This window comes from Pseudomonas sp. rhizo25 (assembly GCF_031931935.1).
In the GTDB taxonomy this organism is placed as follows: domain Bacteria; phylum Pseudomonadota; class Gammaproteobacteria; order Pseudomonadales; family Pseudomonadaceae; genus Aquipseudomonas; species Aquipseudomonas synxantha.
On record NZ_JAUJXA010000006.1, the window covers coordinates 1 to 20,095 of the forward strand.

The following is a 20,095-nucleotide window of genomic DNA, read 5'->3' on the forward strand; positions in this document are numbered from 1 at the left end:
TTTTGATCAGCTTACGGCTTCGAAGAGCCCGGTAGCGCCCATGCCGCCGCCCACGCACATGGTGACAATGCCGTAGCGCAAATTACGGCGTTGCAGCTCCCGCACCAAATGCCCCACCTGCCGCGACCCGGTCATGCCGAACGGGTGGCCGATGGAGATCGAGCCGCCATTGACGTTGTACCTGGCGTTATCGATCTCCAGGCGGTTGCGTGCATACAGGCACTGTGAAGCAAAGGCTTCATTGAGCTCCCACAGGTCGATATCTGCCACCTGCAAGCCCTTGGCCTTGAGCAGCTTGGGCACCGAGAACACCGGGCCGATGCCCATTTCGTCCGGCTCGCAGCCGGCGACGGTAAAGCCACGGAAAAATGCCTTGGGCTTGAGCCCCAATGCCAGGGCTTTTTCCAGGCTCATCACCAGGGTCATTGAAGCCCCATCGGAGAGCTGCGAGGAATTGCCCGCCGTCACCGAGCCATCTTCGGCAAATACCGGTTTCAAACCACTGAGACTGGCCAGTGTGGTGTCCGGGCGGTTGCAGTCGTCGCGGTCCACCACGCCATCGAGGATCTGCACTTCACCGCTGTGCTTGTCCTCGACCTTATACTTGACCGCCATCGGCACGATTTCATCATTGAACAAGCCATCAGCCTGGGCCTGGGCAGTGCGCTGCTGGCTCTGAAGGGCGTAGATGTCCTGCTCCTGGCGGGTGACCTGATAGCGGCGGGCGACGATTTCGGCGGTCTGCCCCATGGGAAAATAGATGCCCGGCACCTGCTCTTTGAGCAGTGGGTTGATCAGGTTGTCGGTGTTGACGCTTTTCATGGTCAGGCTGATGGACTCCACACCACCGGCGACAATGATGTCGCTGCAGCCCGAAGCAATCTGATTGGCGGCGATGGCAATCGCCTGCAAGCCCGACGAACAGAAACGGTTGAGGGTCATGCCCGCCGTGCCGGTACCCAGTTGCGAGAGCACCGCCACATTACGCCCGATGTTATAGCCCTGGGCGCCTTCGTTGGAGCCGGCGCCGACGATGCAATCCTCCACGGTGGCCGGATCGATGCCATTGCGGGCCAGCAGCGCGTTGACGCAATGGGCCGCCATGTCATCGGGGCGGGTCTGGTTGAACTTGCCACGAAAGGACTTGGCCAGGCCGGTTCGCACGCTGTCGACGATCACTACTTCACGCATGGGCTTACCTCGATCTTGTGGTTGTGGATCGAGGATAGAGCCAGGCCCGGCCGGCTGCGATGATCATTCACTGCATAAATGCAAAAGCATGGGGCCAACACACGGTCTACCTGATGTGTGGCGATCCAATGTGGGAGGAGGCTTGCCCCCTCCCACATTTGGACCATTGTTCGATCCGCGCTATTTCTTTTTCTTTTTGTCGTGCTTGTCGGTTTTATCGAATGCGTCTTCCAACGCACGATTGATGGTGCGCAGCACCTTGACCCGCGCCCAGCGCTTGTCATTGGCTTCCACCAGGGTCCAGGGCGCCACCTCGGTGCTGGTGCGATCAACCATGTCGCCCACGGCTGCACGGTAGTCGTCCCATTTGTCGCGATTGCGCCAGTCGTCCTCGGTGATCTTGAAGCGCTTGAACGGGATCTCTTCACGGGCCTGGAAACGTTCCAGCTGCGTTTGCTTATCAATGGCCAGCCAGAACTTGACCACGATCACGCCAGCATCGCGCAACTGCTCCTCGAAATCATTGATTTCGCCATAGGCGCGCATCCAGTCCGTCGGGGTGCAGAAGCCCTCGACGCGTTCCACCAGCACACGGCCATACCAGGAACGGTCGAACACGGTGAACATGCCGCGTGCCGGGATCTTCTGCCAGAACCGCCACAGGTAGGGTTGCGCGCGTTCGTCTTCGCTGGGCGCGGCAATCGGCACGATATGGTACTGGCGCGGGTCCAGGGCGGCGGCCACACGACGGATCGCGCCGCCCTTGCCCGCCGCGTCGTTGCCCTCGAACACCGTGACCAACGCGTGCTTGCGCATGCGCTTGTCGCGCATCAGGCCGGAGAAGCGCGCCTGTTCGGTGATCAGTTGCTCTTCATAGTCGTCCTTGTCCAGGCGCAGGGTCATGTCGAGGCTGTTGAGCAGGCTTACCTGGTCTACGGCCGACGGCAGCGGCGCCGGGTTCATGCCGCTGGCCTTGCCCTTGGGCATTTTCAAGGCATTTTGCAGGCCTTCGAGCAGGATCTTGCCCACGGTAAGGCTGCGGTAATTGCTGTCCACCCCTTCGATCACATGCCACGGCGCGTAATCCCGGCTGGTACGGCGCAGCACGCGCTCACCGAAATGCACGAACTTGTCGTAGGTCTTGGACTGCTGCCAGTCCAGCGGGCTGATGCGCCAGCTGTGCAACGGGTCGTCGGCCAGGGCCTTGAGGCGTGCCTTCATCTGCTTCTTGGACAGATGGAACCAGAACTTGAAAATCAGCGCGCCTTCGTCACAGAGCATTTTTTCCAGGCGCTCGGCACCGGCAATGGCCTGGTCGAGCCGGGCGTCCTTGATCTGCCCATGCACCCGGCCTTGCAGCATCTGGCTGTACCAATTGCCGAAAAAGATACCCATGCGGCCCTTGGCCGGCAGCTGCCGCCAGTAGCGCCAGGCCGGTGGGCGCGCCAGTTCCTCGTCGGTCTGCTGGTCGAAGGTACGCACTTCGATCAGGCGCGGGTCCATCCACTCATTGAGCAGCTTGACGGTCTCGCCCTTGCCGGCGCCCTCGATGCCGTTGATCAGGATAATCACCGGGAAGCGTTTCTGCTGCTGCAGTTCGTACTGCACCTCCAGCAAGGCTTCGCGCAGGGCCGGCACTTCGGCGTCATAGGTGTCTTTGTCGATGGCGTGACCGATTTCGGCGGATTCGAACATGGGCAGCTCCGTTTCAAGATGGCTCAAGACTAGCGGATTGGGCAACGACCTGGGGCAGGAAATTCCACCCGCGCTTGTCTTGGGTCAATTCAACCCCTGTTGATCGGCTAGAATGGCCGCCTTGTCTTTGCCCGCTTTCCTTTATGAGCCGCCATGAACCCCATCACCCACGCCCAGCTCGACTGGGATGACCAAGGCCGCCCGCACTCGCGGGTGTTCGACGATGTGTACTTCTCCGACCAGTCGGGCCTTGAAGAAACCCGTTATGTGTTCCTTGAGCAAAACCGCCTGCAGGAGCGCTTCGCCGCCTTGCCTGCGGGAGGGCGACTGGTGATTGGCGAGACCGGCTTCGGCACCGGCTTGAATTTCCTCTGCGCCTGGCAACTGTTCGAGCAGCACGCCGCAGCCGGTGCGCAGCTGCATTTTGTCAGCGTGGAAAAATACCCGCTCAGCCACCCTGACCTGCAACGTGCCCTGGCCCTCTGGCCTGAACTGCAACCCTTGGCCGAACAACTCTTGGCGCAATACATCGCCATCCATCAGGGCTTCCAGCGCCTGGTGCTGGGCCACGGTCGCGTGACCCTGACCCTGTTGATCGGCGATGCCCTGGAGCAACTGCCGCAACTGGATGCACAGATCGATGCGTGGTTCCTCGACGGCTTTGCCCCGGCGAAAAACCCCGATATGTGGACCGCCGAGCTGTTCGCCGAACTGGCGCGCCTGGCGGCGCCGGGCTCGACCATCAGCACCTTCACCAGTACCGGCTGGGTGCGACGGCTGATCAACGCGGCGGGCTTCAAGATGAAGCGCACGCCGGGCATCGGCCACAAGTGGGAAATCCTGCGCGGTGAGTTCGTCGGCTGGCCAGCCGATATTCCCAGGCCCACGGCTACACCACCGTGGTTCGCCCGCCCAACAACCCACTACGCAGAACGCCGCGCCCTGGTGATCGGTGCGGGGCTGGCCGGTTGTGCCACCGCGGCCAGCCTGGCGGCACGGGGCTGGCAGGTGTGCCTGCTGGAGCGGCATGCGGCGCTGGCCCAGGAGGCGTCCGGCAACCCGCAAGGGGTGCTGTACCTCAAGCTGTCGGCCCATGGCACCACACTGTCGCAGTTGATTGTCAGCGGCTTCGGTTATACCCGCAGGCTGCTCGAACAACTGCAGCGTGGCGTGGATTGGGACGCTTGCGGCGTGCTGCAACTGGCGTTCAACCCCAAGGAGGCCGAGCGCCAGGCACAACTGGCGCAGGCCTTTGCCACGGACCTGTTGCACCCGGTCGATGCGGCCCAGGCCCAAGCCCTCGCTGGGGTGGCGCTGGACCAGGGCGGGTTGTTTTTCCCCGAGGGCGGCTGGGTCCATCCGCCAGCGTTGTGCGAGTGGCAGGCCCGCCATCCAGGCATTGAGGTGCGCCTTCATCAGGAGGCGCTGAATTTGCAGCAGGTCGACGGCCAATGGCAGGCCCGTGACGCCGAGGCGTTGATCGCCAGTGCACCGGTGGTGATCCTCGCCGGGGCCGCCGAGGTCAAGCGCTTCCCCTTCAGTGCCGCCCTGCCCCTCAAGCGGATTCGCGGGCAAATCACCCGCTTGCCGCAAACCACTGAAAGCCAACGCTTGAGCACGGTGGTCTGCGCCCAGGGCTACGTCGCCCCCGCACGCCTGGGCGAACATACCCTGGGGGCCAGTTTTGCGTTCAACAGCGACGACTTGACGCCCACCCTGGCCGAACATGTCGATAACCTGAACCTGCTACGGGAAATTTCCCAGCCCCTGCTGCAAGCCCTGCATGCTGACAGCGCACCACTGGAAAGCCTGCAGGGGCGTGCGGCATTTCGCTGCACCAGCCCCGATTACCTGCCCATCGTCGGCCCGCTGGCCGATGCAGCGGCCTTCGCCCAAGCCTACGGGGTACTCGCCCGGGATGCCCGGCAAGTGCCCGATACGCCCTGCCCTTGGCTGGACGGCGTGTACATCAACAGCGGCCATGGCTCACGCGGCCTGATCACCGCGCCCTTGTCGGCAGAACTGTTGGCGGCCTGGCTGGATAATGAACCGCTGCCGTTGCCCGCCAGCGTGGCTCAAGCGTGCCATCCCAACCGCTTCGCCTTGCGTGAATTGATTCGCGGCAAGCCCCGGCAGACCCCATGAACCCTGCCTAGCGAATCTCGCACACCCCCAGTTCGTCAGCGCGCATGGCCGCCAGGGTCAGGCGCTCGAAGGCCACCTGTTCGGCGGTGGCCTGCTCCTGCAGAATGGCGTTCATGCGCGACCTGAAGACCTCGTCCTCAAGGTCATCGCCTTGTTCGAACACCTCTTGCATCCGCGCTTCGAACGGCTCGTTAAGGGTTCTGAAACTGGCGGCATAGGCGCGCTTGAGGTAATCCGTCCAGAACGGCAGGTCATTGAGAAAACGCAACAGCTCGGGTGAAACCTCTGCGGCCTTGATTTTGATTTCCGCATCGCTCAGCGCCGCCGGGGTGACACCGCTCAAGCCGGCATAACGCATGTGCCTAGGCTGCCCTGGCAGATAGAAACGGCTGGCCAGGCCGGTGCGGTAGGCCAGGCTGACTTCCAACGGATCGCCGCCGGGGTTGGCGATGCTGTGATTGCGCGCAATGCTTTCCAGGCGATCAAGCCGATACAGGCCGCGCCCCAACGCCAACAACGGCCTGGCAGACAACTGGCCGCCCTCGACCTGCCGGCGCGCATCGCTGATCTCAACCAGGATTTCCAGGGCGCTGAAGCTCACCGCCGCGCCGTCATCGCAGTTGTATGGGGTAGCGGCCCGGTCGAACACTTCAGTAGCCAGTTCATCGCGCTGGCTGGTCGCATCGAGTACACGCCATACGCGCCGGGACATGTCTTCACGCACATGCTCGCTGTCAGCCGCGCCGCCCAGCTCGGCCAGCAACTTGAACAAGCCGTCACTGGACCTGTCATCCTTCAACATCCGCCATATCACCTCTTTTGGCGCGTAGTCGGCCAGCCGCAAATCCGGCATCCACAACTCGCGAGCGGCCTGCTCGTTCAAACGCGCAATATCGTCTTCGTAAAAGCCCATGCCCACGCCGCGCTGGCGACGGTAATCGAGCACTTGCCGGCTGGTGGAGGCCGACAAGGGGTTGTGGCGCAAGTTGATACCTTGGGTGCGTTGTCGAGGCGCCGTGAACAACCAAGCCGGCAGCTCGGTAATGTCGTTCTCGCGCAGGTCCACACTGGTCAGGTAGGGCAAGCGCCACAAGTGTTCGGGAAAGCTCTTGAGCCGGCAGTCACGCAAGATCAGTTGGTGCAGGTCGAACAGGTGATCGACCCTGGGCGGGTCAATCAGCGGGTTGCCCGCCAGGTTCATGATCCTCAGGTTGCGCAGGTCTGCCAGCTTGGTGCGCGTGTAGGCGGTCAACGCCAGTTGATTGTCATCCAGGTACAAGGCTTGCAACTGCGGCATTCGCGACAGCGCCTCCGGCAAGCGCGTCAAGCGGTTACCCGACAACTCGAGGGACGTCAGCCCGGTGAAGTGCTTGAGGAAATACCCCACCTCATCGCCCACCCCCATGTTCTTCATTGTCAGTTTGCGCACGTGCTCGAACTTGATCTGGGGTGGCAAGGTGGGCAGCGGTCCGCCGATCATTTCATCAAGTGACAGGCTGGCTTCTTCGTTCAATCCGGTCATCCTTCGCCAACAGTCTTTGAGGCGCTGCACGATGATCTTGCGACTGAACCGCGCGTCCGCTGGCGTGCCCGGGATTTTCGTCAGCGCGGCGCGGTCATGGCGCCAGGTGCTGAGCACTGAGCGCAGGGTTTCATAGTCGTCCTGCAGGCCCTTGACCGCACGGGCACGTGCCATGTGATCAGCCCCCAGGCTTTCGATCAGGCTTGAAGCCTGGGCATCATCGAGCAAGGGGTAGAGTTTTTTCACCTTGCGGACCAGTGCCGCCGGCTGCGGCGTAACCTGCGGCGGTGACGCCTGCACGCAACCTTCGCCCCACGACGGCAAGGATTCGGCAGAGACACGCCGCAGATGCCCAGCCACCAGGTCACGCTCATCCCCGACCCGCCAGCGTAACCTCAACTGCAACTGCGTGGCGCCCCGCTCGCCGGTGGAGTAAATCCCCAGGCCGGTGCGCTCTGTGGCTGAAAGCGTGTTCAACAGTGCCTGGTAAAAGCCCAACGGGCCTGGCAGCGGCTCATGCAGGGAGCGACCCTGCTCATCGAAAGCCTGGTAGCCCTGACCAGACTTGACTACCTTGCGCAGGCGGGTCGCCGTGGCATTTTCCAGCTTGCCAATCAAGGCACCGTCCAACGTCTGCTCATGCACTTGCACGCGCAGCTGCGCCGGCCATCCCGGTAACCGCCCCAGCAGGCTGACCGCCAGGCGTTGAGTCGATTCGGTGGCCAACGGCGGCAGGTAGAAGCCGGCCACCGCACGGTCTTCCTGCAGCTCGCGCCACGCCTGCCCGGCACGCTGCGACAGGCGCAAGGGCACGCTGGCGGTATTGCGCAAATACAGGCGTTCCCATGACGACGCCTGGGCCAATAGCTCCTCGGCCATCCCGGTGGGCAATTGCGCGAAGCGGTGTTTGAGCACGCCGGCAATGCCCGAAGCAGGCCGATCAGCATGTTCGCAGAGCTGGTCGAACAGCGTGCGGTAATGCCGTTTTACCCCCGCCAGCAAACGCGTACGCAGCAGCTTATGGGCCTGCTGGATGTCGGTTTTTTCGCCCAACAGCACGTCGCGCTCCTTGTCGCTGAGGGCCTCGAGCAGCGTGTGCATCACCTGGCCGTCCTTGAGTTGCTGCTCACTGACGTGGATGCTCATGTCTTCGTAATCGAATGGAGCGGTGTCGGGATAGCGCTTGAGCAAATTACCCTCGGCGTCCAGCAGCTCGAAAAACCGCCCCTTGGGCCACCCTTCCAGCATCGGCAAGGCCAGCATTTGCACGGTCCCCGTACCGGCATCTGGCTGGCTCTGGAATTCCAGTTGCCAGGCCAGGTCGCGGATCAATTGCTCCTGGCGCCAACGCATCACACAGTCGCGCAGCCGCTGCGGCAAGGGCTGGTTGTACTGCGCCAGTTGGCGTAACCAGGGCAACCGGCTGTTGGTGGTGCTGATGATTTCGTCCAGGCGGCCATCGGGCAGTGATCTCAAGCCGGGCGACAAGCGCTCAAGTACATAGTTCGGGCTGTTCCACTGCTCGACCTGCTCGGCCTGATGACGCCAGCCGCCGAAGCCGTTGTGCTCCAGCAGCGGGCAATAGGCCGCTTCACGCACCGGATGCAGCACGCGCCAACGACCGATGCCCGCATCGAAAAACACCCGGTAGATCGCGCCGTCAATCGCGATATAAGAGCGCCCTTGATATTGGTAAATGCCTTTGTAGCTAGGGTTGGCAAGCACCTCAGGAGTCACCGACTGCTGGTAGGGGCGCAGATCACGTCGCCACAACCGTGATTGCCCCTGGGCGGACTTGACCGCCTCGAACTGCTCGAAATAACTTGCCGGCGTGCTCGAAGCGCCCTTGAACAAGGCGCCGACCACTTTGCCCCCGGCTGCCAACAGTGCCATTGACGCGATGCCTGTGGCCACATTGGTCATATGCTCCAGTGCCTGGGTCTTGTGCTCGTGTCGCCAATCCTGGACGCCCTCGAAGACCTCGCCCAGCAGTTGACCCACGCCCACCCCCAGCATCAACTGGCCCAGGCCCGGCACAAAAAAACCGGCAATATTGGCCAATGTCAGGCCCAGCTCCACATAACGTTCGTTCAGCGATCTTCGAGCCTCCTCGTCGACCTCCGCCACCGGCACCGCCAGTACCCTGGCATCCAATTGCGCCTTGCCGACATAGGCATCGAAAAAAAACCGCGACACACCGACGGTGACCGACACCGCCTCAAAGCTTTCCACGGCTTTGCGGGTATCAAAACGCTGGAAAAAGTCCACGCGCTCGGATTCGTCCAGATAGCCCTTGAAAAATTCGCGATAGGCTGGCTCCTGCAGCTTGGACGACAGATAGCCCTTGAACGCCGCCAAGGTGTCGTACTCGAACCATGGGCGGGCTGGATCGTTGGGCATGTACACCACGCAGCGCCCCGGGGACAGGCCCTGGCCGGTGCTACCGGAAAATACCAGCACGCTCCATGCGCATGCCTGGTCGATGTTCAATCCATGCCAGACCAGAGCACGGCCCTCCAGCAACAGGTCGCGGGTTGGATAAGTGTCCCTGCCCGACCACAGCACCTTGAATAACAGCGTGCCGGTCTGCGTGGTCACATGCCCCTTGCCCATGGCGACATGCAGGTCCAGGCGCATGTCACTCAGCTTGAGCCGGCCAATGTCCCTGGCGGCCGGGTTATAGGCATCCACCGTCGTCACCTCGCCAGGGGCGGGCAAGTCGAAGACCTCGCGCAGATGTTGCTGATAGGCCGCCCCCAGGTCCAACTCACGACAATAGCCGGCAAACTCGACGGCACTCATGGACTCGACCTCAAGCCCCGTACCGACGTCGCGCACCAGTGCACCGATGCCCAAGCCGCCGTCCTCAGCCTGGGAGGCGCTGAAATTCTGCATAGCGGCCTGCAGCAGCGTGCGCTTCTCGACCGTCACCGTCATCAACAGCGGCCCAAGCAGGTCGGGGTTGGCGTTAGTCATTGAGCGATGGGGCAACTCCAGCACATCGTGCTTTACATCCAACTGCTGGCCCTTGGAGAGCAGCAATGCTTCAAGTCGCTCGCTGCAGAACTCGTCGAGCGGCTCCAGGTTTTTCAATAGCCTATCGAGCGTCTCGCGCAATACCTCACTGTCCTCATGCTCACGCTTGATATGCGCCAGGCTGCGGGCGTCGGCATGAACCATCCAGCCGGGCAACCGGTCGAGCAAAACTTGGGTTATATCCAAATCCTGGGTGGCCTCCAGCAGTTTGCCGGGCAACTGCGCCCACACCGTTGGCGTAACCACCTCACTTACCTGTGACATCCATGACCTCCATGACAACCTTGAATAATGACGCTCCACCATATGCCCGCCGCCGCCGGGAATGGGTTTGAATACCTGCTGGTTTGCGCGGGCTACCGCCCCATAATTTGCGTGCAACCTTGACCTATCTAACGCCCCCGCCACGCAGCCCGCGGCGGGCCATGGATGCTCACCAGCGCCTGAGGCCCCGACTGCTTATAACTTATCGTTCTAAAACTCCACGGGTATGCCTGGGTCAGTTTCAGGGTACCTGCGCGTTCAGCGCGCGATGTGTTGACCTCTCCCCAACGGAAAAACCGGTAAGGACTTTATGTGTGGATTAGCTGGCGAGTTACGCTTTGATCATCAACCTGCCGACCTGGCAGCGGTAGAACGCATCACTCATCACCTCGCCCCCCGAGGCCCCGACGCATGGGGCTTCCACGCCCAAGGGCCGATTGCCCTGGGCCACCGTCGCCTGAAAATCATGGACCTGTCGGACGGCTCAGCCCAGCCGATGGTCGACGCCCAACTGGGGCTGTCCCTGGCTTTCAACGGCGCGATCTATAACTTCCCCGAACTGCGGCAAGAGCTTGAAGCCCTGGGCTACGCCTTCTATTCCGGCGGCGACACCGAAGTGTTGCTCAAGGGTTATCACGCTTGGGGTGAGGCGCTGCTGCCCAAGCTCAATGGCATGTTCGCGTTCGCTATCTGGGAACGTGACGCCCAGCGCCTGTTCATCGCCCGTGACCGCCTGGGCGTGAAACCTTTATACCTGTCGCGCACCGGCCAGCGCCTGCGCTTTGCCTCGGCGTTGCCGGCGCTGCTCAAGGGTGGCGATATCAACCCGATCCTGGATCCGGTGGCCCTTAATCATTATTTGAATTTCCATGCGGTGGTGCCGGCCCCGCGCACCTTGCTGGCGGGCATCGAAAAGTTGCCACCCGCCACCTGGATGCGCATCGAGGCCAGCGGCAAAACCGAGCAGAAAACCTGGTGGACCCTGCCCTATGGCCCCCGTGAGGATGAGCAGAACCTCAGCCTTGAAGACTGGACCGACCGCGTCCTCGACAGTACCCGCGAAGCCGTGGCTATCCGTCAACGCGCCGCTGTGGATGTAGGCGTGCTGCTCTCCGGTGGTGTCGATTCGAGCATGCTCGTCGGTCTGCTGCGTGAAGTTGGCGTGCAGGACCTGTCGACTTTTTCCATCGGCTTTGAAGATGCCGGTGGCGAACGCGGCGACGAATTCCAGTACTCGGACCTGATCGCCAAGCACTACGGCACCCGCCATCACCAACTGCGCATCGCCGAGAGCGAAATCATCGAGCAATTGCCGGCGGCGTTCCGCGCCATGAGCGAGCCGATGGTCAGTCATGACTGCATCGCCTTCTACCTGCTGTCGCGGGAAGTGGCCAAGCATTGCAAGGTAGTGCAGAGCGGCCAGGGCGCCGATGAACTGTTTGCTGGATACCACTGGTATCCGCAGGTGGATGGCGCCAGCGACCCCTACGCCGCGTACCGCGATGCGTTTTTTGACCGCAGCTACGACGACTACGCGGCCACCGTCGCGCCGAAATGGCTGACCGCCAACGACGCCGCCGGTGATTTCGTGCGCGAACATTTCGCCATGCCGGGCGCGGATGCCGCGGTGGACAAGGCCCTGCGCCTGGACAGCACGGTGATGCTGGTGGATGACCCGGTCAAGCGGGTCGACAACATGACCATGGCCTGGGGCCTGGAAGCGCGTACGCCGTTCCTCGACTACCGCCTGGTGGAGCTATCGGCCCGCGTGCCGGGCAAGTTCAAGCTGCCCGACGGCGGCAAACAGGTACTCAAGGAAGCGGCGCGCCGGGTCATCCCCAGCGAAGTCATCGACCGCAAGAAAGGCTACTTCCCGGTGCCCGGCCTCAAGCACTTGCAAGGCGACACCTTGAACTGGGTGCGTGAACTGCTGCTGGACCCGAGCCAGGACCGTGGCCTGTTCAACCCGGCCATGCTCGACCGCTTGCTCACCGACCCCCAGGGCCAACTGACCCCGCTGCGCGGCTCCAAGCTGTGGCAGTTGGCGGCGCTGAACCTGTGGCTCAGCGAACAAGGAATCTGATCGATGAAACCGAATGCCGCGGCGTACAGCCAACGCTTACTCAAGGGCCAGGCGCCGACCTACGAGCGCCTGCAAGCGCGCCTGGCCGAAGATGGCAGCCCACTGGCCGCCGAGCCGATTGCCGTGCATTGCGGCTGGGGGCGGTTGCTGATCGGCCATACCTTCCCGGACCCGGCCACCCTGGCCCAGGAACTGCTCAATGAGCAGCCCGGCGAGCGCGACATCGCGCTCTACGTGGCAGCGCCCCAGCAGATCCTCGGGATAGACCCGCAGCAGTTGTTCCTGGATCCGTCCGACACCCTGCGCTTGTGGTTCAGCGATTATCGCCCGGCAACCCGGGTGTTTCGCGGCTTTCGCATTCGCAGGGTGCAAAGCGATGCCGATTGGCAGGCCGTCAATCAGCTGTATCAGGGCCGCGGCATGTTGCCCGTCGACGCCGAGCGCCTGACGCCGCGCCATCAGGGCGGCCCGGTGTACTGGCTGGCCGAGGACGAAGACACCGGGGCAGTGATCGGCAGCGTGATGGGCCTCAATCACCATAAAGCCTTCCAGGATCCGGAAAACGGTTGCAGCCTGTGGTGCCTGGCCGTCGACCCGCAATGCACGCGGCCCGGGGTCGGTGAAGTACTGGTGCGCCACTTGGTGGAGCACTTCATGAGCCGTGGCTTGAGCTACCTGGACCTGTCGGTGCTGCACGATAACCGCCAGGCCAAGAGCCTGTACGCCAAGCTCGGCTTTCGCGCGTTGACCACCTTTGCGATCAAGCGCAAGAACGGCATCAACCAGCCGCTGTTCCTCGGCCCCGGGCCGCAGGCGGAGTTCAATCCCTATGCGCGGATCATCGTCGAGGAAGCCCATCGGCGCGGCATTGATGTGCAGGTCGACGATGCCGATGCGGGCCTGTTCACCCTCAGCCATGGCGGGCGCCGCGTGCGTTGCCGGGAGTCCCTGAGCGACCTGACCAGCGCCATCAGCATGACCCTGTGCCAGGATAAGAGCCTGACCCACAAGGTGCTCAAGGCCGCCGGCCTGCAACTGCCCTCGCAGCAGTTGGCGGGCAGTGCCGACGACAACCTGGAGTTTCTCGATGAACACCAGCACATCGTGGTCAAGCCACTGGACGGCGAGCAAGGCCAAGGCGTGGCGGTAGACCTGCGAACCATCGAAGAGGTGCAGCAAGCCATCGAAGCGGCGCGCCAGTTCGATAGTCGCGTATTGCTGGAAAGCTTCCACGAAGGCCTGGACCTGCGCATCCTGGTGATCGGTTTTGAAGTGGTCGCCGCCGCGATTCGCCGCCCTGCCGAAGTGATCGGTGACGGCCAGCATTCCATCCGCGCCTTGATCGAGGCCCAGAGCCGACGTCGCCAGGCTGCCACCGACGGCGAGAGCAAAATCCCCCTGGATGCGGAAACCGAGCGCACCCTCAAAGCCGCAGGTTATGACTACGACAGCATCCTGCCCCGGGGCGTGCAACTAGCCGTACGGCGCACCGCCAACCTGCATACCGGTGGTTGCCTGGAAGATGTCACGGCGATCCTGCACCCAACGCTGGTGGACGCTGCCGTGCGTGCTGCCCGCGCCCTGGATATTCCCATGGTCGGCCTGGACCTGATGGTGCCGGCGGCCGACCAACCGGAGTACGTGTTTATCGAAGCCAACGAACGGGCCGGGCTGGCCAACCATGAACCGCAACCTACCGCAGAAAAGTTTGTGGATTTGTTGTTTCCGCACAGTCAGCCGACCGCTTGAGGCTTGTGTTGAATGTGAAACCGCTATCGGGGGTAAGCCCCCTCCCACATTTGCCTGTGTTCACACATCAAGGGTGGGATGGGGCTTGTCCCCGATGAGGCCGGCACAGGCAACGAATCGCTCAACCCTTTCATCGAAACCATCGATGCCCCCTACTCATCAGGAGTTTCCATGACCCGAACCATCCCCGAACCCGATCTCGCCTACCTGCAAAAAGTGTTGCTGGAAATGCTCGCCATCCCCAGCCCGACCGGATTCACCGACACCATCGTGCGCTACGTCGCCGAACGCCTGGAAGAACTTGGCATCCCGTTTGAGATGACCCGGCGCGGCACCATTCGCGCCACTCTCAAGGGCCAGAAAAACAGCCCGGACCGGGCCGTCTCCGCGCACCTGGACACCATCGGCGCCGCCGTGCGTGCAATCAAGGACAACGGCCGCCTGACCCTGGCCCCGGTGGGCTGCTGGTCGAGCCGCTTTGCCGAAGGCAGCCGGGTCAGCCTGTTTACCGATAATGGTGTGATTCGCGGCAGCGTGTTGCCGTTGATGGCCTCCGGGCATGCGTTCAACACTGCCGTGGATGAAATGCCGGTGAGCTGGGACCACGTGGAGCTGCGCCTGGACGCCTACTGTGCCACCCGCGCCGATTGCGACTCCCTGGGTATCAGCGTCGGTGACTATGTGGCCTTCGACCCGCTGCCGGAGTTCACCGAGAGTGGGCATATCAGTGCTCGCCATCTGGATGACAAGGCTGGTGTCGCCGCCCTGCTTGCCGCGCTCAAGGCGATCATCGACAGTGGCGAGCCGCTGCTGATCGACTGCCACCCGCTGTTCACCATCACCGAGGAAACCGGCAGTGGCGCCGCGGCCGCCCTGCCCTGGGATGTCAGTGAGTTTGTCGGCATCGATATCGCCCCGGTCGCCCCCGGCCAACACTCCAGCGAACATGCGGTGAGCGTGGCGATGCAGGACTCCGGCGGGCCGTATGACTATCACCTGTCGCGGCACTTGCTGCGTCTGGCGGCGGATAACGACCTGCCGGTGCGCCGCGATCTGTTCCGTTATTACTTCAGCGATGCGCACTCGGCGGTGACTGCCGGCCATGACATCCGCACCGCTCTGCTGGCGTTCGGTTGCGATGCCACCCATGGCTACGAACGCACCCATATCGATAGCCTGGCTGCGCTGAGTCGCTTGCTGGGCGCGTACATCCTTAGCCCGCCAGTGTTCGCCAGCGATGCGCAACCGGCCCAGGGCTCCCTGGACCGGTTCAGTCACCAGATCGAGCATGAAACCCAAATGGAGAGCGACACCCGCGTACCGTCGGTGGACAGCCTTGTGGGTCAGAAGTCCTGACCCTGGCACCACCTGATACTGGCAACAAAGGTCCCGGCGCAGTAGCATCGCCGGGATTCTACCCCCGAGGCTTGTATGCTGATTCCCCACGATGCACTTGAAGTCGACACCCTGACCCGCCTCATCGAAGACTTCGTCACCCGCGACGGCACTGATAATGGCGACGATACGCCCCTGGAAACCCGCGTGCTGCGCGTGCGACAGGCGCTGACCAAGGGCCAGGCACTGATCGTCTTCGACCCCGATAGCGAGCAATGCCAACTGATGCTCAAGCACGATGTGCCCAAGCATCTGTTCGACTGAACACCTGCGCCTAAAGATTGGGGACCGGCACAGGATGGGTGGCGGGCCCTTGGTGTTTGAGAATCTTCTGGTACACCTCGGCTCGGTGCACTTTGACGTCCTGTGGCGCGTCGATGCCGAATTTCACGTGGGTACCGTTTACTTCAAGGATATGCACGACGATGTCATCGCCGATGGAGATGGCTTCGCCTAGTGTGCGGCTCAAGACCAGCATGGCGGTTGTCCTTTTCGAGTGACAGGACCCTGACCATGCGCCCTTGAAAATGGACCGGCAATGGCTTGCGATCAAATCAGGCGCTGCCTACACAGGTAGGTAATTTACCTGACAGACTTCGCCCGGATCAGCCTTTAACGGCTTGGGCCTTGGCGCGCATTTTGTCAGCCATCAGCGTCATCTCGTCATACAGCAACTGCGGGTTTTTCTGTTTCAGCGCCCAGGCCATGCGTCCTTGCTCATGGGGCAGGATCATAAATTCGCCTGCGGCCACGCGCTGGTAGATGTAATCAGCGATATCCGTCGCGGTGATGGGCGAACTCTCAAGCAACTTACCCACCTGCGCCTTCATGGCCGGGGTCGGCCCTCGGAACGAGTCGAGCAGGTTGGTCTGGAAAAACGACGGGCACACCACATGTACGCCGACTTCCTGCTGCTTGAGCTCCACCAGCAGGCTTTCCGACAACGCCACCACGCCGGCCTTGGCCACGTTGTAGTTGCTCATGGCCGGGCCTTGCATCAGCGCGGCCATCGACGCAATGTTGATGATCCGGCCCTTGCTCTTTTCCAGCAGCGGCAGGAACGCCTTGCAGCCCTTGACCACGCCCATCAGGTTGATTGCGATCTGCCAGTCCCAGTCCTCCAGGGACAGTTCGGCGAAGAACCCGCCTGAGGCCACGCCGGCATTGTTGACGATCACATCGATGCCACCCAGCTTCACCTCGCACGCCTGGGCCAGCGCAGTGAGCTGGCTGTAGTCACGCACGTCACAGCGCTGGGTAAACCCATCACCGCCCGCCTCGCGGACCTGCTTGAGGGTTTCCTGCAAACCGGCGTCGCTGACATCCGACAAGGCTAACTGCCAGCCCTCACGGGCCCAGCGCAGAGCGATTTCACGACCCAGGCCGGACCCGGCGCCAGTGATCATCATGCGGTTTTGCATAGGAAGTGCCTTGTGGTTCACGAAAGAAGTGACCGGCAGTGTAGCGAAGGTTTTTCCTGCACCCACGCACCATCAGAGTGATGAATGCCCCAGGCAAACCGCGGGCTCGGTCGGATGCCTGCGTATAGCCTAAGTTCAATAAACTTCAACTAATAAGATGGATTTGCGTACGCGTTAAAAGAAATAAGCGACTGAGCAAAATGCTTTAAAAAAACACGGAATTTTCTGTGAAGTAAAAGAGTCGGAGTTAGTAAGGCGCCCGTAATCAGATAGACGGGGGTATCGTAAATAACCGGTCTTTACCAAAGACCTATAAGGAAAAAACCATGAGCCTCATTCTGATCATTATCCTGATCCTCCTGCTGGTGGGTGGCCTGCCGGTGTTCCCGCATTCGCGTAACTGGGGTTACGGCCCATCGGGTATCCTCGGTGTGGTGTTGGTAGTCCTGCTGGTACTGCTGTTGCTCGGCCGGATATAAACGCCGCGCCAAGCGTTTAAGAAGCAAAAAAAAGAGGCCTTCTAGAAGGCCTCTTTTTTATTGCCGGTCAGTTAGTCCGGCTTACCATCCACCACACCCGCGGTGTTATCCAGCAGGCTCTTGGTTGCGGTTTGCAGGAACGACTCTAGTTTCTGCTTAAGTGCAGCCTCGTCCGGCGATTCCGGGATCACCTTGCCGGTCGGCTCGGCGCCCAGTGTGTATTCCCACAACTTGGGTGGCATTTCCTTGGGCAATACCAGCACACGGTCACCGGTGAGCAAGGCTACGGTCTGGTCGCTGCCCGACGGCTTGATCACGCCGAAGCCCTTGTCGCCTTCCGGCAGGTTAAGCAGGTCACGGCCCCAGCACTGGTGCAGGGTGTCGCCGCCCAGGCGGCCCATGATGGTCGGCACGATGTCGATCTGGGTGCCCACCGTGTGATCACGCTCACCGAACTTCTCCTGCATGCCCGGCGCAATCATCAGCATCGGCACGTTGAAGCGGCCCAGGTCCATCTCGGTGATCTGCTGCTCGTTGCCAAAGCCGTGGTCACCCACGATCACAAACAGAGTCTCCTTGAAGTACGGCTCCTTACGGGCCTTTTCAAAGAACTGGCCCAAGGCCCAGTCGGAGTAGCGCATAGCCGTCAAGTGCTCGTTGAGGCTGCCACGATCGGTGACTTTTTCAACCGGCAATGGCGTCGGCAACGCGTACGGCGTGTGGTTGGACAAGGTCTGCAGCAGCGCATAGAACGGCTTGCCGCCTTCACGGGCTTTCAATTCTTCCAGGCCACGGTTGAACATGTCCTGGTCGGACACGCCCCACGTCGGGTCGGAGAACACCGGATCCACAAAGTCATTGCGGCCAATGAAGTTGGTCATGCCCTGGTTGCTGAAGAACCCCGACTGGTTGTCCCAGGCGAAATCGCCGTTATAGACGTACACATCGTCGAAATCACGGGCGCTGAGCAACTGCGGCAGGCCCGACAGCTTGTGGCTGCCTTCCGGGGTCTGCATCAGGTACTCGAAACCCGGCAGGTTCGGGAAGCAGGCCATGGTGGCGAACATACCCTGGTGGGTGTGGGTACCGTTGGAGAAGAAACGGTCGAACAACAAGCCTTCCTTGGTCAGCTTGTCGAAGTACGGGGTGATATTGCCCGGACGTCCCAATGCACCCACCGAGTGACCGGCGAAGCTTTCCATCAGGATCACCACGACGTTCTTGATCGGCAGGGTCTTCTCGGCCGGTGGCGTGAAGTCACGGCGCACGGCGGCGGTGTCGGTATCCACCAATTTTTCCTGCGGCAACACCAGCATGTCACGCACGGTCTGGGTGGCCAATGGCTGTTCCAGGGTGGCTTTCCAGATATTGGAGCGATCTTCGGAGAAGCGCGACTTCGCCGCAGCGATCAGCGACAGGGTGCCATTGAGGCCCAGCTGGTTGGCGAAGTTGGAATCGGTGGTGTAGACATCACCCCAACGCAGCGGCGGCCCCTGACGCAGGGTGCCACGGATGGCGACCACGGCGACCAGCAGGCACACCACGAACACCGCGATGCGGCTGTACCACGGTGCCACCTGGCGCGTGCTGATGGTGCCGCCGCTGAACGGGCCGCGTGGGCGCGTTGCGCGATCGGCGCCCTTGAAGGCCATGCTCAGGATCAGCGTGCCCACGGCCCAGGCCAGCAGGTAACGCACCACCGGGAACCCGTACCAGAGCATGCTCATCACGGTTTTCGGGTCTTCCTTCACATACTGGAAGACCAGGCCGTTGAGGCGCTGGTGGAATTCGCGGTAGAAGTCCATCTCCATCAGGCCCAGGAACAAGGCGATGCTCGACGCAATGGTCAGCCACAAGCGGAAGAACCCGCGCGCCGCCATGGCCCGCACACTGAACAGCGCCAACAACAGCGGAATCAGCAGGTACATGACCAGGCGGATATCCAGGCGCAGGCCGTTGGCGAACGCTTCCAGGAACGTCGAGGCCGGCGTATCCAGGATCATCTCGCGGTTGTAGACCAGCAACGCCAGGCGCAGCAGGGAGAACATCACCATCATGACCAGTGCGCACAGCAGCGTGTAAGCCAGATGGGATTTGACGGTCGGTTGCAGCAGGCGATTTGCAGCTCGCTGCTGATTCAGGGCGTCCGGGTTTGCCATGTCGTTTTAGGACCCATTGGAAGTTTAAGTTGCGAAATAAGGCAGTGGCGTCCGTCCCTCGCCCAGGCTGGCTGGGGTAGGCGGTTAACGCGGCGGCACAAATGGTGCCCGATCAAGGCCGGCAAGGCTATTAATTACTGAACGTGCAACCTGGCTGGGTCTTTAGAAGCCCCAGGGATAGAGCCTTGCCAGGCGAATACAGCCGGCGAATTGTCTTGGATGGAATGTGAAAATTCTGTGCAGCGAATATCTCGATACACAAAATACGAATGGCCCGGTCATTCTTCGGCCACGCAGCTGAAAAAAATTATCGGTACGGGTGGGGCATCGCAGGTGCCATTGTTACGCCATCAATTTTGCGCGGTGTGCCCACCCATTGCACCGGTAATTTTGCCGAAGGCAGTCGTCCCCATTATGGGGGTCATGAAACCGACTGGACACGCACCCAATCACCGAAGCCAAGTCATACACCAAACTACGCATCGCTGTTGCGCGCGACGGCGCAAACCTGCTGCTGCATTAGACTTCGGCACATTTTGCATGAAATGCAGACGCGCAGATCAGCCCATATTTTCAATTAACTATTCAGCCCTTTCATCGCAAAAAGGCAGAATTGAAAATAATTGTATTGTCTTGACACCCGCTCCCCCGCCTGCAAGTTTCATAGCCGTTGCGCAACACACACCCTTAAACGCAATGCTATGGATAGGAAAAACAAAATGGACGCTCTCGTTAACAATGCAACTTTTGAACTGGAACTCGATTCGGAAACCGCGGAGAAGTTTTCCGTCATTCTGAACGATGAAAGCCTGATGCATGCTGGCTTTGTCGCACACCAGTCGAACAACAACGTGTTGACGCTGGCCCTGGCTGAAGAAGTGAAAATCGCAGCCTGAAAAAACGGGAGGGAAGTCATTCCCTCCCGTTTCCAGTGTGTGCTTGTTTAACTTTCATCA

The 20,095-nt window shown here is 61.3% G+C and carries 13 protein-coding genes; 7 read left to right on the forward strand and 6 right to left on the reverse strand.

The window, feature by feature from the left end:
- Positions 1 to 6 precede the first annotated feature (6 nt).
- Positions 7 to 1,191: a thiolase family protein gene (locus QZR30_RS14995; protein WP_059397738.1), complete on the reverse strand. Its 1,185-nt coding sequence runs from the start codon at positions 1,189 to 1,191 to the stop codon at positions 7 to 9.
- A 180-nt stretch (positions 1,192 to 1,371) separates the two neighbouring features.
- A complete protein-coding gene (gene pap / locus QZR30_RS15000) occupies positions 1,372 to 2,886 on the reverse strand; it encodes a polyphosphate:AMP phosphotransferase (protein ID WP_046071882.1) in 1,515 nt (504 codons plus the stop codon).
- Positions 2,887 to 3,039: 153 nt separating this feature from the next.
- Between pap and mnmC the strand changes: the two genes are divergently transcribed.
- Positions 3,040 to 5,031, forward strand: coding sequence for a bifunctional tRNA (5-methylaminomethyl-2-thiouridine)(34)-methyltransferase MnmD/FAD-dependent 5-carboxymethylaminomethyl-2-thiouridine(34) oxidoreductase MnmC (mnmC, locus tag QZR30_RS15005; protein ID WP_311903583.1), 1,992 nt, complete (start codon positions 3,040 to 3,042; stop codon positions 5,029 to 5,031).
- 7 nt (positions 5,032 to 5,038) lie between these two features.
- On the opposite strand, the gene QZR30_RS15010 is transcribed toward mnmC, so the two are convergent.
- Complete coding sequence (locus QZR30_RS15010) at positions 5,039 to 9,853, reverse strand: NEL-type E3 ubiquitin ligase domain-containing protein (protein ID WP_311903585.1); 4,815 nt, start codon at positions 9,851 to 9,853, stop codon at positions 5,039 to 5,041.
- A gap of 310 nt (positions 9,854 to 10,163) precedes the next feature.
- Here QZR30_RS15010 and QZR30_RS15015 point away from each other — a divergent pair, with 310 nt between their 5' ends.
- The 4 genes from QZR30_RS15015 to QZR30_RS15030 all read left to right on the forward strand — a co-directional run bounded on the left by QZR30_RS15015 (position 10,164) and on the right by QZR30_RS15030 (position 15,344).
- Entirely contained in the window at positions 10,164 to 11,936 is a 1,773-nt protein-coding gene (locus QZR30_RS15015) for an N-acetylglutaminylglutamine amidotransferase (RefSeq protein WP_056847962.1), read from the forward strand.
- Between the two features lie 3 nt (positions 11,937 to 11,939).
- Positions 11,940 to 13,685 (forward strand): N-acetylglutaminylglutamine synthetase, encoded by a 1,746-nt coding sequence (gene ngg, locus QZR30_RS15020; protein ID WP_056847961.1) that lies wholly within the window; start codon positions 11,940 to 11,942, stop codon positions 13,683 to 13,685.
- Between the two features lie 171 nt (positions 13,686 to 13,856).
- Positions 13,857 to 15,041, forward strand: a complete 1,185-nt coding sequence (locus QZR30_RS15025) for an osmoprotectant NAGGN system M42 family peptidase (RefSeq protein ID WP_056847960.1) — start codon at positions 13,857 to 13,859, stop codon at positions 15,039 to 15,041.
- A gap of 75 nt (positions 15,042 to 15,116) precedes the next feature.
- Entirely contained in the window at positions 15,117 to 15,344 is a 228-nt protein-coding gene (locus QZR30_RS15030) for a YheU family protein (RefSeq protein ID WP_046071876.1), read from the forward strand.
- 10 nt (positions 15,345 to 15,354) lie between these two features.
- Here QZR30_RS15030 and csrA read toward each other — a convergent pair whose 3' ends face one another.
- Together csrA and QZR30_RS15040 are read right to left on the reverse strand one after the other, a co-directional pair.
- Complete coding sequence (gene csrA, locus QZR30_RS15035; RefSeq protein WP_046071875.1) at positions 15,355 to 15,558, reverse strand: carbon storage regulator CsrA; 204 nt, start codon at positions 15,556 to 15,558, stop codon at positions 15,355 to 15,357.
- 127 nt (positions 15,559 to 15,685) lie between these two features.
- A complete protein-coding gene (locus QZR30_RS15040; RefSeq protein WP_046071874.1) occupies positions 15,686 to 16,501 on the reverse strand; it encodes an SDR family oxidoreductase in 816 nt (271 codons plus the stop codon).
- Positions 16,502 to 16,827: 326 nt separating this feature from the next.
- Between QZR30_RS15040 and QZR30_RS15045 the strand changes: the two genes are divergently transcribed.
- A complete protein-coding gene (locus tag QZR30_RS15045; protein WP_015885095.1) occupies positions 16,828 to 16,980 on the forward strand; it encodes a DUF3309 family protein in 153 nt (50 codons plus the stop codon).
- Between the two features lie 71 nt (positions 16,981 to 17,051).
- Here QZR30_RS15045 and QZR30_RS15050 read toward each other — a convergent pair whose 3' ends face one another.
- Positions 17,052 to 19,139 carry an LTA synthase family protein gene (locus QZR30_RS15050; RefSeq protein ID WP_056847959.1) on the reverse strand — a complete coding sequence of 696 codons (2,088 nt, stop codon included), beginning with the start codon at positions 19,137 to 19,139 and terminating at the stop codon, positions 17,052 to 17,054.
- 719 nt (positions 19,140 to 19,858) lie between these two features.
- On the opposite strand from QZR30_RS15050, the gene QZR30_RS15055 reads away from it, so the two are divergent.
- Positions 19,859 to 20,035, forward strand: coding sequence for a hypothetical protein (locus QZR30_RS15055; RefSeq protein ID WP_156382953.1), 177 nt, complete (start codon positions 19,859 to 19,861; stop codon positions 20,033 to 20,035).
- Positions 20,036 to 20,095: the final 60 nt, after the last annotated feature.